This window comes from Parapedobacter sp. ISTM3, assembly GCF_016533505.1.
GTDB classification, from domain to species: Bacteria; Bacteroidota; Bacteroidia; order Sphingobacteriales; family Sphingobacteriaceae; genus Parapedobacter; species Parapedobacter luteus.
The window spans coordinates 323,308-339,629 of record NZ_JAENGN010000003.1 but is presented as its reverse complement, the minus strand read 5'-3'; the positions used below and the strand labels follow the sequence as shown (position 1 = coordinate 339,629).

Annotated in this window: 10 protein-coding genes; 2 read left to right on the top strand and 8 right to left on the bottom strand. The window is 49.9% G+C overall.

What is annotated here, in order from left to right; translation table 11 throughout:
* Positions 1-6: 6 nt before the first annotated feature.
* The 3 genes from JHJ32_RS06390 to JHJ32_RS06380 form a co-directional block, all read right to left on the bottom strand.
* On the bottom strand, positions 7-591 hold the full coding sequence (locus JHJ32_RS06390) for a TetR/AcrR family transcriptional regulator (protein WP_079716087.1): 585 nt from the start codon (positions 589-591) through the stop codon (positions 7-9).
* 80 nt (positions 592-671) lie between these two features.
* Positions 672-1,424 (bottom strand): SDR family NAD(P)-dependent oxidoreductase, encoded by a 753-nt coding sequence (locus tag JHJ32_RS06385; RefSeq protein WP_200120361.1) that lies wholly within the window; start codon positions 1,422-1,424, stop codon positions 672-674.
* A gap of 153 nt (positions 1,425-1,577) precedes the next feature.
* Positions 1,578-2,462, bottom strand: coding sequence for an alpha/beta fold hydrolase (locus JHJ32_RS06380; RefSeq protein ID WP_200120360.1), 885 nt, complete (start codon positions 2,460-2,462; stop codon positions 1,578-1,580).
* A gap of 95 nt (positions 2,463-2,557) precedes the next feature.
* On the opposite strand from JHJ32_RS06380, the gene JHJ32_RS06375 reads away from it, so the two are divergent.
* A complete protein-coding gene (locus tag JHJ32_RS06375) occupies positions 2,558-3,442 on the top strand; it encodes a LysR family transcriptional regulator (RefSeq protein WP_200120359.1) in 885 nt (294 codons plus the stop codon).
* Between the two features lie 264 nt (positions 3,443-3,706).
* On the opposite strand, the gene JHJ32_RS06370 is transcribed toward JHJ32_RS06375, so the two are convergent.
* The 5 genes from JHJ32_RS06370 to JHJ32_RS06350 all read right to left on the bottom strand — a co-directional run bounded on the left by JHJ32_RS06370 (position 3,707) and on the right by JHJ32_RS06350 (position 14,312).
* Positions 3,707-5,506: a RagB/SusD family nutrient uptake outer membrane protein gene (locus JHJ32_RS06370; RefSeq protein ID WP_200120358.1), complete on the bottom strand. Its 1,800-nt coding sequence runs from the start codon at positions 5,504-5,506 to the stop codon at positions 3,707-3,709.
* Positions 5,507-5,525: 19 nt separating this feature from the next.
* Entirely contained in the window at positions 5,526-8,654 is a 3,129-nt protein-coding gene (locus JHJ32_RS06365; protein WP_200120357.1) for a TonB-dependent receptor, read from the bottom strand.
* 340 nt (positions 8,655-8,994) lie between these two features.
* Complete coding sequence (locus tag JHJ32_RS06360; RefSeq protein ID WP_200120356.1) at positions 8,995-13,032, bottom strand: two-component regulator propeller domain-containing protein; 4,038 nt, start codon at positions 13,030-13,032, stop codon at positions 8,995-8,997.
* 197 nt (positions 13,033-13,229) lie between these two features.
* Positions 13,230-13,670, bottom strand: a complete 441-nt coding sequence (locus JHJ32_RS06355; RefSeq protein WP_079716090.1) for a carboxymuconolactone decarboxylase family protein — start codon at positions 13,668-13,670, stop codon at positions 13,230-13,232.
* A 66-nt stretch (positions 13,671-13,736) separates the two neighbouring features.
* Positions 13,737-14,312 carry a Crp/Fnr family transcriptional regulator gene (locus tag JHJ32_RS06350; RefSeq protein ID WP_200120355.1) on the bottom strand — a complete coding sequence of 192 codons (576 nt, stop codon included), beginning with the start codon at positions 14,310-14,312 and terminating at the stop codon, positions 13,737-13,739.
* Positions 14,313-14,523: 211 nt separating this feature from the next.
* Between JHJ32_RS06350 and JHJ32_RS06345 the strand changes: the two genes are divergently transcribed.
* A complete protein-coding gene (locus JHJ32_RS06345) occupies positions 14,524-16,293 on the top strand; it encodes a thiamine pyrophosphate-requiring protein (RefSeq protein ID WP_200120354.1) in 1,770 nt (589 codons plus the stop codon).
* Positions 16,294-16,322 lie beyond the last annotated feature (29 nt).

The window sequence follows — 16,322 nt, the reverse complement described above, 5'->3', positions numbered from 1 at the left end:
TAACCGTCAGCTTTTCAAAAACGAAAGGCAAACATTGACAATATCATCGAACATTTTTTTGCTGCCATCAAACTTCATGGTTACGCGGAATCCGTTTAATGAATTGAAGACAAACCGTGCCATTGAACGTGCGGGATACTTTGTTGTAAAGACGCCCCGGTCCTGCCCCTTCTTTATCGCCTTGCAGAGCGCTTCCTCCGTGTCATGCATGATTGAATTGGCTATTGCCCCTACCTCGCTGTCAACGGGGGCCAACTCAACCGCGGAATTGACCATAAAGCACCCCTTTGACCGGCTTGTGCCGACAGCCTCGACTTTTACGGTCTCGAAAATGTATTTGACGTAAGCTTCTATGTCTTCGGCTGTATCCAATCCTTTTATAACGGGGTCTATGCGTTCTTTGCGATAGCGCTGCAACGCCTTTATAAAAAGCGAATGCTTGTCGCCGAAGGTGTCATACAAACTTGAGCGGCTAATGCCCAGATTGTCCACCAAATCCTGGGCGGAGGTAGCGTTGTAGCCTTTCTGCCAAAAGACATGCATCGCTTTTTCTAAAATGACATCCTGATCAAATACTTTCGTTCGTGCCATAAAAAAATCTTTGTGAGGCAATTAATTGCCTCACAAAGATATAATTACGGAACGTTCATTCCAAATATAGGCAAAAAAATTTATATCCGGAATGTGTTTACGGAAGCTGCGCCGTCAACTGTAAATTCACCACCTGAAATAAAAGAAGCGTCATCGGATGCAAGGAAGGCAACCAATTTGGCAACTTCTTCGGGCGTTCCGTAACGCTTGAAGGGAAACTTGCTTTTAATAAGCGCGTGAATCTCATCATCCGCAAATTGCCCCTTGTGAATCGCGGGGGTTTCCGTCATCGCAGGGGCAACGGTATTCACCCTGATTTTCCGGTCTGCCAGCTCTACGGAAGCAGACTTGCTATACACCGTAAGTGCAGCTTTGGTAGCGGAATATATGGCTGTGCCATATGCAAAAGTAAATGCACTGACCGAAGTCATGTGAATAATGGACCCTCCGTCTTTCATGACGGGAATAAACTTCTCGGTTGTGAAAACGGCTCCTTTGAAATTGATGCCGACGAGTTCGTCAAAGATGGGCGCCGAAATCTGCCCTATCGGCTCTTGCAAAGCGACACCGGCGTTTACGAATAGCACATCAACCTTACCGAAACGGGTGGCTACTTGCTCGACCAGTTTTTCCGTATCGGTTATACTTGCGGCATCAGCGCGGATACCGATGGTTTGGCTGCCCAACTCCTGCACCGCTCGGTCAATGGCGGCCTGATTGCGGCCGGTAATCACCACCTTTGCGCCTTGTGCGACGAGTTCTTTTGCGGCCGCGTAGCCAATTCCTGAACTGCCGCCTGTTACAACTGCGACTTTGTCTTTTAGTTTGCTCATTTTTGCTTTTTTTTTTGAATTAATAAATGCTCCTTCATTCTGGAACGAACGTTCCGCAAATCTACATATTTGGAACAATCGTTCTAAATAAAAATAAAACAACACACTTCGAAATGCAGCATTCAGTTTCCTGTACCGTTAGGCGATCGCAAATCAGGACAACGAATCCAGGAATTTTAAGATATCAGCGCCTATTTCTGCCGCATGTGTTTCCAGCGCAAAGTGGCCGGTATCATAAAATTTTACAATGGCGTCAGGAATGTCACGTTTGTAAGCTTCTGCGCCGGGTGGCAGAAAAAACGGATCCTTATTTCCCCAGACGGCCAGCAGACGGGGCTTCCATGTGCTGAAATAGGCTTGAAATTTCGGGTACAGCAACACGTTGTTTTTATAATCCCGCAAAAGATCTAACTGGATTTCGTCCGATCCGGGGCGGTCCAGAAAATACTGATCCATCGTAATTACTTCCGGGGCGATCAGCGATTCGTCAGGGACGCCTGTATAATACTGGAACTTGGTGCCCGCTAAGGTGACGAACCCTCGTAATGCATCCCGGTTTTCTTGCGTATCGTGTTTCCAGTATGCTTGTATGGGTTTCCATCCTTCGCCCAGCCCTTCTTCATACGCATTTCCGTTTTGTGAAATAATGGCCGTTATCTTCTCCGGATTGGACATGGCCAAACGATACCCCGTCGGCGCACCGTAATCAAATACGTAAATAGCAAACTTCGTCAACTCAAGGTGCTCAATAAAATCCTGCATGACTGACGCCAAACGATCAAAGGTATAGGTGAACGTTTTGTGGCTTGGAGCGCTCGAATAGCCGAACCCGGGAAGGTCCGGAGCAATGATACGATACCGCCCGTTTAATAACGGAATCAGGTTGCGGAACATGTGCGATGAAGTGGGATAACCGTGCAACAATAAAAGTACGGGAGCGTCTGCCGGACCGCTTTCTCTGTAAAAAATATCCAGGCCGTTTAACTGCACGGACCGATGGTGGACGGCGCTTGGATTTCTTGTGTTTGAATGTGTCATAACGCATTAGTTTTGTGAGATTATTCAAATATAAAGCGTAAATTTGATTGCTATAAATGATTTATACTTATACAAATAATCATAAATGATGATTTATGAGCGATAATGATCTGAAATTGTTTGAAGCGGTAGCATTTCACGAAAGTTTCACCAAGGCCGCAGCAGAGATGTTTACCGTGCAATCGAACGTAACGGCGCGAATAAAAAAGCTCGAGGAGGAATTTGGCGCGGCGCTCTTCAGCCGGACCTCAAGGAATGTGAAATTGACCGGTGCGGGAGAAACACTGCTGCGATATAGCAAACAGATTAACCGCCTCATCGAAGAGGCCAAAGAGCGGCTTGGCGAAAAGGAAACGGTTAAAGGTCTGATTAAAGTAGGTTTTCTGGAGACCATGTTGGTTGTCAAAGGTCCTGAACTGGTGAATGAGCTGGCAAATCGCTATCCGTTTGTAGATTTGGAATTCAAGTCAGCGATGAAAGACGTGTTGGTAAATGATGTGCTTAACTATAGATTGGATGCCGCATTTGTGCCCGCACCGCTGAATCATCCTGAGTTAGCGCAAATACGGGTTAAGGAGGAAGAAATCGTTGCCGTAGGGCCTGACAGCTGCCCTGACTTAAATGGCATCTTATCGCAAACACCGCTAAAAGCGATTGTCTTTGACCAGGGCTGCGTATTCAGATCGAGACTGGAGAACTGGCTGGTTTTTAACGGGATTTCCAATTACCACAAGACAGTGATGAATTCCATAGAAGGGGTTATCAACTTTATAGCATCAGGCATCGGCTTCAGCTTTTTGCCCCGGGAAATTGTGTCTACCTTTTATCGCGATAGAAAAATCAGAACCTTTCCGTTACCCAAAGCGTTCGGCATAATGGAGACCTATTTGATTTATCGGAATGATATCCCCAAATCGACAGCTTTAACGGCGTTCACGGATATAGCAAGCACAGCCATGAAGTCTGAGCGGATACCTTAGCCGGACCAGTTTTCCGCGCATGGCCAGATCATTTAAAAACGAGACCCGCCTTTCGCCTTCGGAATGCCGGCAGTTGTTTAACTGATCGTGTCTTGGCCGGCGACGGGCTTCGATTGGACCGTGCTGCAAATACAGCACGGGGTATCGCCCGGCTGCTTTTCCATACCCGGAGGGGTGTAGATAAACGCCGGGCGAGATGTGCTGGTGCTTTGCGATGGAAACAAAGCGTGATGTACATACCCATGCGAGGTCATAAAACCGGCTTTAATAGCCGGGGTTCTGTGTGATTTTGGGATTTTGATCAATGACGTTCTGTGGAATCGGGCTCATATATTGTTTCGGCTCAAACCGGACCGTGTATTTTCGCTCAACTTCGACATTGTATACCCAGGTGCCCGAATTGTTTGAGGGCACCGTATTACGGATAACCATATTGTGCCGGGGTTTCCCCATCGTCTCCGGACCCTGTGCCAACCGTTTATTGTCGAAATACCGTTTATCCTCGAAGCACAACTCCACCCGCCGCTCGCGGTGGATAACCTCACGCATCTGCGTTTGGGAAAGCCCAGGTTGCAATGCCGAAAGGTCTGACCGCTGCCTGACTTGATTGATAGCGTCATATACCGATTGGTCCGGACCGAAGGCTTCATTTTGTGCCTCGGCATAATTGAGGAGCACCTCGGCGTATCGGTAAAAAACATAGTTTTGCCCGCTCATATCATCGCCAGGGGGCGCATCGGGGTTGAGCTTTTTCTTCTGGTAATACCCGGAGTCTCCGATATCCGTGTTGCCGGCCAGGTCGATCTGATTTGACCGATCGGGGTTGGGATGGGTCAAATCGATACGGGTATAGATGATGTCTTCCTCTGGCATCCAGTCGAGCTTGTATGGTGCACCATCGTATACAATAAAGTCATAGAATCGCTTTTCCCTGTTGACGTACGGATTTTGCGGATCGTATCCTGAACCAGGTGCCGAAATCGGCAGCCCGTTGGCCATGCTGAATTGATCAACCAGCTCCTGGGTAGGGTTGTAATTGCCCCAGGTCATGTATTCGCCAAGTACGTAGGTGGGGCCACCCCGGCGTTCGTAGTTTGAGCCCAACCCCGGAACGTTCGCGACGACCTGCCGATCCCAGATCACTTCTTCATTATACTCATTGGCTTCCCGCCACAGGTTTGGCAAATCGCCGAACAGCCCATAAGGCCCGGCGGCACCGAACCGTTCAATAAACTGCCGATTGGTAGCGGCGGCTACCGCCCACCTGGTTGGATCGTGGTTGCCGAAATGAACGACCCGGCCAGGATCGGGCAAATACGGCGCCGCCGTATTGAACAATGGGCTTGCTGCAAAAAGTTCTATCCATCCTTTCAGGGCCAATGCCGCCCCGAGTGTCGCCCTTCCCGCATCCGGATCGCTTTTTCCATATTTGATCGCAAGGAAACCGTTGTTCACGACCTGTTCCAGCTCGTTTGTGATAAACAAGAATGTCTCTTCAAAGGTCGCTCGTGGCCGCTGGAGTTCTTCCTGGCTCATCGTATTCCTATCCAGCGGCTCGGTAATGATCGGTAAGCCGCCAACATGCATGAAATATTCGCTGTAGAAAAATGCCCGTAAAAACCGGGCTTCGTCGATCCGTTGATTCGCATAGTCTTCCGAAAAATTTGCTCGGTTCTCGGTCACTTTTTGGATGAACGTATTGAGCTTCCGTATTTTGGTGAAAAATGAGGCCCAGGTATAACCATAGGTAGGCCCATGGGTGCCCCCCCATTCGTTTGTCGTACTTTCTCCGGGCACCAGGCAGATGCCTTGCCGCCAGTTGGAAGCGGTGTAATAATGGCTGATGTTGTAATCATCAGAATAATAATCGAGGTTTTCGGCAAAATTCCACTTCAACGGTATCTCGCTGTAGCAATCGTTAAGAAAAATATCGGCATTCCCTTCCGATGCCCATTGGGTTTCGTCTGTTAAATTGGCTTTGTTTTCGTTCTCAAGAAAATCCTGCTGACTGCATCCATAAAACACAACCATCAACATACTCCAGATTAAATTCCTAGTTTTCATAATTTCCTTATGCTATAAGTTAGAAGGTCAGCTCCAATCCGAACGTGGTTGATTTGATGACAGGATACGCGGTTTCACGGTCATCGTAGCCCAGTTCGGGGTCAATATGCTTGATTTTACTGAATGTCAACAGATTATTGGACACCAGATACACGCGCAGGCCCCCTCCGCCCAACCACTGCCTTGCCCGATCAGGCAATGTGTAGCCCAACGTCAAGGTCTTTAACCGCAGGTAACTGGAATTTACCAACCAGAAGTCCGAATCTTGGACATTATTGGATTGAGGCGACGGTGTGGCACGCGGATACTTTGCTGCTTGATTGTCGGGTGTCCAACGGTTGTTGAAATATTCATATCCGGTATTGCTGCCGTTATTTTCAAAAGGTACGGTCATAAACTGGCGTAAATTGACACTGGAGTTGGCCGATCCCTGAAAAAACAACGACAGGTCGACACCCTTCCAATTGGCGGAAGGCATAAGCCCAAATGTCCATTGGGGATATACAGGGTAGCCGATCACGGTGAGATCGTGGTTATCAATTACGCCATCGGGCACCCCGTCAGGGCCGCTGAGATCGGCATAACGGATGTCGCCGGGGCGCAATACGCCAAACTGGCGGACATTGTAGCCATCTGCCTCGTCAATGATCCCATCGCCGTTGATGTCGTCCTGTGTACTGAACAGTCCCAATGATTTGTAACCGTAGGGGGTTCCAAACGGACGGCCGACCCGGGTCCTATTGGGATTATCACGTTCGGCGTCGGTCTGAAAGACTTCAATCATGCGATTCCGGGCGAAACTGGCATTCCCCGAAAGCGACCAACCAAAGGAAGCCGAAGGCTGCCTACGGATACCGGCATTGATTTCGAACCCTCTATTGGCCATTTCGCCCTTATTTTCTTCGGACAGGCTTAAGCCATATTCTACCGGCAGCGTAACCTGCGGGGCCAGCAGCATGCCGGTTCGTTGTTCGGTAAAATAGTCGAACTCGACATTGACGGTCCCATTCCACAGCAACGCATCAAAACCAATGTTGGACTTCGTCGAGACTTCCCAGGTAATATTGGGGTTTGCTTCGCGGATGGCACTCGACCCCTGTACCAATGAACCGCTACCGAACGCGTAGGCATTGCCGCGCAAGCTGTATCCGGTGAGGTACTGGAATGCCTCTCCGGCAAGCATACCGGCCTTGCCCCAAGACCCGCGCAACTTGAATTCGCTCAGCCATCCCTTCAAGGGTTCGAAGAATTGTTCTTCGGAAATCCGCCAGGCGCCCGAAAATGACGGGAAGTACCCCCATCTTCTGCCCGGCGCGAAATAATAATGGCCGTCGTATCTTCCGGCTGCTTCAACAATATACCGCTGCTTGTACGAGTAACCTACCCGATAAACGTATCCGATCTCGCTGCCGGTGGCGGACAAACCGTCGTTCTCGAAATCCATCCGGTTGGAACTGCCCAAGCCGAGCTCATCGATTTGGAGGCTGAAATTATTCCGCCGGGCGGTAAACCAGTTTTCGGTATAATTCCGTGCCTCGGCTACCAACAAGCCGGTAAGTTGATGATCGCCAAACGCCCTATCGTAGTTGATAAACCCTTGGTAGGTGTAATTGGTACGCCGTCTGTTTTCCAACCCCAACCAGGTATAAGGCCTTCCGGTACCTTCTTGCAGGGAGACGGCTTCGGTATACGTGTACGGCGACGTATTTAAGTTGATTACGTGGTATTTGAAAGGTACATGAAAGGATTTGACATTCGTCTGGCTGGGATCGTAACTGAATACCCCTTTTACGCTCAGCCCATCGACAATCTGCTGTTCGACGAAAAACGAACCCAGCAGCGTATTCAGATCCCTGCGGTCATATCCATCCGATCGCAATACGCCCACCGGCGTGTTGGCAGACGACTCCCCCCAATAATCTGTTCCTGGATAGGTGAGACTTTGCGTTGGCAAATATTTGTAGAACGAACGAAATAGCTGGCCGGAGGTTTGTGCGTCTGCATCCAAATCATTGGTGCGTTCTACTGATCCGTGGATACCCAAGCCCACTTTTGTCGTTGGCGTCACGTTGGATTCGAGATTGACATTGTAATTGTATCGGCGATAACTTACCTTGTCAAATAACCCTTGCTGATCAAAATACCCTAACCCGGCCCGGTACGTAACATGCTCCGTGCCGCCACTTAAGTCGAGATTATGGCTTTGTACAGGTGTGTTCTTATTGAACAGCTCCAGGAAATTGGAGTTGGGGTATTGCCAGGGATTCTCCTGATGCAAAGCATGATAGTTATTTACAAAATCGGGGTCAAAAGGTGGGCTTGTGCCATTTGGCGTTTGGCTGTAATAGGCTTCATTCTGCAAAGCCATGTAATCCCGGGCGTCCAACATATCGGGCAAATAGGTCGGATTTTGGAATCCGTACGACGTACCTAAATGAATGGTGGGCTTTCCTGTGCGCCCTTTTTTTGTTGTAATCATGATGACGCCGTTTGCACCACCTATCCCGAAGGGGGCCACGGCAGCGGCATCTTTCAGAATCGTGACGGACTCGATAGCCGCAGGGTCTATCTGCCTGATGTTGTCGCGCCTGACGCCGTCTACGACGATCAGTGGTTGATTCGCACCGGTGGTAACGATACCCCGGATATGGATGTCCGGATCGTCCGAACCGGGCTGGCCACCGTTGGGGCGCATACTGACACCCGGCAGGCGCCCGGCAATGGAATGCGAAACATTCGGAGCCGGTATCTGGGCAATATCGTCTCCTTGAATCGAACTTACGGCGCCGGTCACCGTAGCACGCTTTTGGGTGCCGTAGCCTACCACGACCACTTCTTCCAGCTGGTCGACGGCCGCTTCCAGGCTGATGGCCAATTCTCCGGCCGGGGGAACGGATACCTGCTTGGGAATAAATCCGACGGAGCTAATTTCGAGCGTCGCACCATTGGGAACGTTCGGCAAGACAAAACGGCCTTCAGCGTCTGTAGAAGTACCCAGTTGGGTATCCAATACTTTGACCGCGGCACCCTCTATAGGTGCATGGGTCTGGGAATCGGTGACCACACCAACGACATGGCGTTGTTGTGCCATCGTTGGCATTACAGAGACCAATATTGCATTGAGGATAAAAAACCTTAAGCGTTTCATTTTTTTGATCATATCATTTCTAGATTTATGGATTGTTAGTTTAATAATTGCTGTGCGGGTTGGCTATGTTATGGTGGTTCGACCGTACGGATTCCCTTCGGAATCCGACAGCATATCGCGGTACGCAAACCAGGTGAAGGTCCTTTACTCCAAAACATCGTGCAATAACTTTATTGGTTTATAATATGCTCGTTTGCAACGAATGTACATGGATCCTCATCAATATCCGTATGCATGTAACATAGGAATAAGCTTATGAAACAAATGCCCAGTGCCGGCCACGGCGATCCGGCTAATTTTGCGGACAAAAAATGGGGAGCAGGTCGTTGTGTCCGTCAATCTATTTTCCGGTTTTCTGGGCGGCGTAAGCCGTGGGCGAAACACCGTACATTTGCTTGAAGGATAATGAGAAGTTGCTTAAATCTGAATAGCCGACGGCATAGGCTACCTCGGAAACTGACAAGCCTTTTTTTTCAATCAATCGGGCGGCTTGCTTCAGCCGGATATTTCGGACCAGATCGCGCGTGGTCATGTTGGTCAGTTGCTTCAGCTTCCGATGAAGATGTACCCTGCTGATGCCGATTTCAGCAGAAATCATCTCCACACTGAGCAACGGATTATTGAGATTATGTTCGATCAGCTGGTGTATTTTTTCTAGTAGTTTTTCATCGGCGCTCTTTATGGACAACGCCGGGATATACTCCTCCTGGAAGCGCTGCTCGCGTTCGCTTTTGCGGATAAGCTCTCGGTTTTTTATGATTGACGTTATTGCTTTTAGCAAGAGCTCCGTATTGAACGGCTTGGTCATGTAGGCGTCCGCCCCTCGTTCAAGACCGTCCAAGTTGTCCGCCTCTTGGGCCTTGGCGGTAAGCAGGATGATTGGTATATGGCTGATATTCGGATTGTTCCTTATTTTTTCGCATAACGAGAACCCGTCCAGCTCCGGCATCATGACGTCGCTTATGACCAGATCTGGCGGCTCCGACAGAATGTGCTTGTAGGCCGACAGGCCATCGGAATAAGCAGACACAGCAAAGGCATGCGAAAGCGACTTGGTGAGGTACGCCACGATATCCGAATCGTCATCCACGACCAGCACACGTTTTGGCTTCCCGTTCTTCAAACGGGGCGGCGCGGGCGCCACCGGCGCTATATACGGTTCTGTTAGTTTTCTTGATACTTGGGCAAGCCCATCGTTGAGCACCTCCCCCGATTTGGCCAAGGGCATCGTGATGACAAACCTGCAACCGCCTTCTTTTAAATTTTCTGCCCGGATAGTTCCGCCGTGCAGCGCTATCAACTGTTTGGCCAGATACAATCCAATACCGGTACCGCTATTGTTATGATCGCGATGGGTGTCTGATTGGTAAAAACAGTCAAAAATCCGATCAATATCTTGCTCATTAATCTGCGGACCGGAATCCGCCACCGAGAGGGTCAGCAGCTCTCCGGATCGGTCATGCCCCGTCCGGCAGAGCTCAACGGCTATCCAACCACCGGAGGGCGTAAACCGGCAAGCATTGGAAAGCACATTGACCAGCACCTTATCAAAATTTCGCGGATCGATACGGGCAAAACAGGCTTGGTCCGGCAGTTTTATCGAGAAGTGAATCGCTTTGGCCGAAAACTCTTCCTCAAACAACGCGCATACTTCCTGGGTGTACCGGACCATGTCTATCTGCGTACACTTCAACGTCATCAAACCCTTTTCGATTTTTTGAACGTCCAGCATCTGGTTGACCAAATCCAGCATGCGACGCACATTCCGGTCCATAATCCGGTAAAGATACCCGCCTTCCGGATGGCTGTCCATGTGTTTTAACCGTTTCAACGGACTGGCGATCAGGGTCAATGGTGTACGGATTTCATGTGCGATATTGACAAACAGCTGCAGTTTCGCTTCGTTGATTTCTTCTTTCCGCCGGTGGGCCCGCATTTGGTGGCGAATACGTCTCCGGCTCTTCACCGCCGTGAGGATACCATATCCCAGCAACAAGGCAAGGACGATGTAACATGCCTTAGCGGATGCCGACAAGTACCAGACGGGGTGTATGACAAGGGTGACCGCTTTGATGTCCGAACTCGCGTTTGCAGCGGTTGCCCGCACAAGCAGGCGGTGTGTGCCTGACATGAGGTTGTCAAACGTGATTCGATTGCTGGAAGTTGGTAACGATATCCATGCATTGCCATTCATCGAATACTGGAAAACAACCCGTTCGGAATCGCTGAAATCCATCGTCGAAAACTCGATAGTAAACGAATTGTCGTGATGCGCCAGGTGAAACGCAGATGCCTGGTTGATAGCCGTGTCAATGATATTGAATCGACCTGATTTCATTCCTTTTCGCACTGCTTTGCCATGAATGTACAGATCGACTACCTGTACGGCCAGCACCTTGCGCTGAATATGGATCTCATCTGGATTAAAATAACTGATGCCATGCAGCCCGCCGAAAAATAGTTTTCCATCGCTGCTTTTCAACGATACGCCCCGCATAAACTCATCGCCTTGCAGGCCATCGCCAGCATGAAAATTCAGAAACTGCTTTCGGCGTACATCCAACTTGCTTATGCCCCGATTGGTGCTCAGCCAGATGTCGCCGTGCCGGTCGCCTTCGACAGACCAGACGATATTGCTCGGGAGGCCATCCTCCACACCAAACTCCGAAACCTCCAGGGAGGGTATTTTCAATCGCTTTAACCCTTTAGACGTGCCCAACCAAAGGTTTCCTTGGTCATCGTCGTACAACGCATAGATGACAACGTCGCCGAAGAGTCGGTTTCTCCCGAATACCGACACAAAACTTTCGGTTTCCAAATCCAGACACCCCAGCCCATCATAGGTACCAAAATACAATTTGTTGTCACGAGATACCGACACGCAGTTTATCCAGTCATTGGGTATACAGTTGCTTTGGGGTTTGAACTTTGTTTTCTCTTCCGTGGCATAGCGCTTCACTTCGTAAGAATGGAGATCCAGTCGGAATAATCCGGACCCCATCGTCGCAAGCCAGAGCCGTTGGTAGGCATCCTCAGCGATGCGGAAAACCCGCTGTACATTCGCGTTCTTTTTGTCTTTTAGTATCACAGGATAACTAAACCGTCCGGATTCACGGTCAAACCTGGCCAACCCTTCAAGGTAAGACCCCACCCAAAGATGCCCCTTGGAATCTTCGAAAATGGCCATGATTGTACCGGGAGCCTGACCTTCGTTTGCGTAGTGCTTGCTGGTTGTGAGGCCGGGACCGACCCGGTACAAACCGTCGTTGTCGCTGCCCACCCAAAGTTCGCCCCGCCGGTCTTCCCATATAGCCATGACGCTGTTGCTACCGATGAGGTTTTTGTTTATCGATTTGTAACCGATATAACCGAAACGGTGTTTATGAGCCGGCATCATGAAGACCCCTTTCTGGTACAGCCCCATCCAGATATTACCATCGCGGTCTTCCAGAATCGATTTCATTTTCGATTTTGCGTGGTTGAATGTAGCGATGGGAAGGTCTAAGTCTACCAACTCCCCTACCGCCGGGTCAACATATTTCACGCCCCGTCCATCGGTAGCCACGTATATCGTGTTTGCTGCACTGACGATTAAATCCGAAATGGGCAGATCTGCATCATCACAGCTTGGCGTCCGGCAAAAGGTGTCGGCCGACGCATCGTATTTGAACAGGCCATTGTTGAGACTGCCCACCCACAGGCCTCCGTGTTCATCCTCCACGATGCTCGAGATGACATTGTTCTGTACTTCTTTTGACGCAAAGTAGTTTTTGGAAGTGTTGCCCTCCAACAGGAAAAGCCCTTGATCCTCGGTGGATACCCAAAGCCGCTCCTTGGTATCTTCAACGATCTTAATGATCATGTCACTGGGAATCCCCACGGCAACCTGGCTGCAATACCACCGCCCCTGGTCAAACAAAACTTCAAACAACCCGTATCCGGACGTCCCCACCAGCAACTGCCCGTTTTTACGCTGGCATATGGTCATCACGTGAGCATCAATGGTGATGCCTCCTTGCAGGATGAACGGAATGGTATGAAACTCCTTAGTCGCCGGATCGTGATATTGCAGCCCGTTTATGTAGCCGATATACATTTTGCCATAAGCATCTTCGGAAATGACACGTACGATGTTATTCAGCATCGAATTCGCTTCCTGCGGGTTCTGCTTATATATCGTAAAATTGGTTCCATCGAACTTATTCAACCCATCTTCGGTTGCAATCCAGATGTAACCGCTTCGATCCTGGTGGATATCTATCACCATGCTACTCGACAGCTCGGAACCGACGGTAAAAAGTTTTCCGGTTTGCCCCCTCACGTCTGAGGCGGAAAAATTGAGAGCAACGAGCTGAATGCCTATCCAAGCGTAACGCACAGCAACCAAGATTTGAGTACGTGTTTATAAAATTGGTATTGGACGCCCTAACCAGTGGACGTGAAACAAATATAATATTCTGTTTACCAAAGACCAACCGAATGCCTCAAAAAAGTTGATGGGACATTATCGCGGCGCAAGCCTCGCGGCAATCATTGATTTAAATCATGGGGAGGCATTGCAGGAGGCATCCGGTTTTATTCGATTTGTTTATGGGTACTTACGGCTATCCTGTTCCAGGCATTTATGGTTACAATAACCATAATAATCTGCGCAATTTGACTTTCCGTGAAAATCTCGGATGCTTTCCGGTAGGTCTCCTCTTTTAATCCGTGCTGATGAATGAGCGTAATTTCTTCAGTCATTTCCAGCACTACTTGTTCTTCCTCGGTAAAAAATTTGGTAGCCTCCCTCCAGGCACTCAGTAAGAGAATGCGCTGCGTATTTTCGCCGTTTTTGATGGCATCTTTAGCATGCATAGCTATACAGTAAGCACAATGGTTAAGCTGAGAGGCACGGATTTTTATGAGTTCTTTTAAGGTTTTGGATATGTCAGCGTTTGCAAGATAGCTTTCCAATCCCATCATTGCTTTGAATGCCAAGGGTTCTGTTGTGTGGATGTCAATACGATTTTCCATTGTTCTGATTTTTTGATTTAACCGTACAAATGTTGAAAACCGGGAACAGAAAAAACTTAAACGGGTTTAAGAAAACTTCTTTTTACGAATTTCGCTTAAATATTCGGGCGTAAAACCCAAATAAGACGCAACAAGATACTGCGGCACTCGTTGAAGAAATTCGGGCTGGTTTTTTCGGAAATGGTGATATAATTCCTCTCTGGAATGCTCATAGATGAACTTGATGCGCATTTGCGCAGCAGCGTAGGCCTTCTGGTAGATGCAACGGAAATACCGCTCCATAACCGGATGTTCCTGGAGCAAGTTATCATATCCTGCCTGCTGAATAGCCAATACGTCTGTTTGCTGCACCGCTTGAATATAGAACGGCGTCGGCTCTTTATTCAGGTAGGAGAAAGTTTCGGTCATCCACCAATTTTCAATGGCAAACTCGGTGGTTTGCTCTACACCTTTATCGTTGATGAAAAACTTTCTCAGTATGCCATTCAAAACAAAATAATTTACTCTACAAACCTGACCTTCAACCAATAAATTTTCCTTTTTTTTCAGAATGCGATGCTGAAAATATGTTGAAATACGTTGGAACTCATCATCACTGATCTGCGCAAACTTATTGATGTGGGTTTTCAATGGATCGAACATTACCTGCATAAATTAGCTACCGACATGTTACAAAGTTAATTAATATATTTTGCAAACATGCGCTGACGGCCCCCGCGGAGACCTCATCATACGCAGCGAGATTATTCCAAACCGATAGCGCCTAATCCCGTTAATATGAGAAGACGTAACGGCTACAGCCTGTTGCACGCTTCCGGCGGTGGGCTGCATCTGTAGACAAACAAACGAAGCTATGAATGTAAGTGACTTTTTGATCGACCGACTCCAGGCATGGGGTATTAATCGAATCTTCGGCTACCCGGGCGACGGCATAAACGGACTGCTGGGCGCACTTAATCGCAACGGCGACCTTGCGTTTATCCAAACGCGCCATGAGGAAATGTCGGCCTTCATGGCTTGCGCCCACGCCAAATTCACCCGAACGGTGGGTGTTTGCCTGGCCACCTCCGGCCCGGGGGCCATCCACCTGCTCAACGGGTTGTATGATGCCAAACTGGACCACCAGCCTGTTGTTGCTATCGTCGGCCAGCAACGGCGTACCGCGCTGGGAGGCAACTACCAGCAGGAGGTGGACCTCATGTCGTTATTTAAAGACGTTGCGGGCGATTACGTGCAGATGCTCACCCACCCGGCCCAGGTGAGGCTGGTGATTGACCGTGCGATACGGATTGCCGTTGCCAAACGGACCGTGACGGCGGTGATCATTCCCAGCGACCTGCAAGAGGAGCCCGCCATCAAGGAACCACCCCGCGAACACGGCTATATGGCTACCGGCACCGGTTTCCCCCATGCACGCCTGGTACCGCAACAGGCAGATCTGATGAAAGCTGCCGGCATCCTCAACGCCGGCAAGCGGGTAGCAATACTGGTCGGCGCCGGGGCCATGGGAGCGGCCACGGAAATCGAAGCTTTGGCCGAAAAATTAGGGGCAGGGGTAGCGAAAGCACTATTGGGAAAATCGGCCCTGCCGGATGACCTGCCTTACGTGACCGGGTCTATCGGCATGCTCGGCACCAAACCGAGCTGGGAGCTGATGGACAACTGCGACACGTTGCTCATGATCGGCAGCGGGTTTCCCTATGCCGAGTACCTGCCCGAACCGGGCAAGGCGCGCGGTGTACAGATCGATGTGGATGGAAGTATGCTCAGCCTGCGCTACCCGATGGACGTGAACCTCCTGGGCGATAGCCAGGACACCCTCCAGGAACTGTTGCCACTGATCGCATATAAGGAAGACCGCAGCTGGTTTGAGCAGGTTACGGCCAACGTGGCGGCCTGGTGGGAAACCGTCGAAAAGCGATCGGAGCAGGAGGCGGATCCCATCAATCCACAGCAGGTCATCCAAAGGCTATCGTCGAAATTGCCGGACTACGCGGTCATCACGGCCGACTCGGGTACAGCGGCCTTCTGGTATGCCCGCAACCTCCGGATACGGAAAGGCATGCTGGCCTCATTATCGGGCAATCTGGCTACGATGTGCCCTGCCATACCTTATGCGATAGCCGCAAAATTTGCCTTTCCGGACCGCATGGCCGTGGCCATCTCGGGAGACGGTGCCATGCAGATGCTGGGCATGAATGAGCTCATCACCATCGCCAAGTACTGGCAATCGTGGCAAGACCCGCGGCTGCTGGTCATCGTGCTGAATAACCGAGATCTGAATATGGTTACCTGGGAACAGCGCATGCTTTCGGGCGAACCTAAGTTTGAAGCCTCCCAGGACATCCCGGATGTCAACTATGCGGCGTTTGCGAACCTGATAGGCCTTAAAGGCATCCGGGTGGAGCAGCCGGAACACATCGACGCCGCGCTCGATGAACTCATCAACGCCAGCATTCCCACGGTGCTGGATGTGGTGGTAGACCCCAATGTGCCCATCATTCCGTCACACATCGACTTCAAAACCTGGCGCCGATTTACCCAGGCGCTGATGAAAGGCGACCCCGAGCAGTCGGGCATCATCCGCCAAATCATCAAAGAGGCGATGCAGGGAGGGATTTGAAATCGGCGGATGATGCTTGATGCCTGACG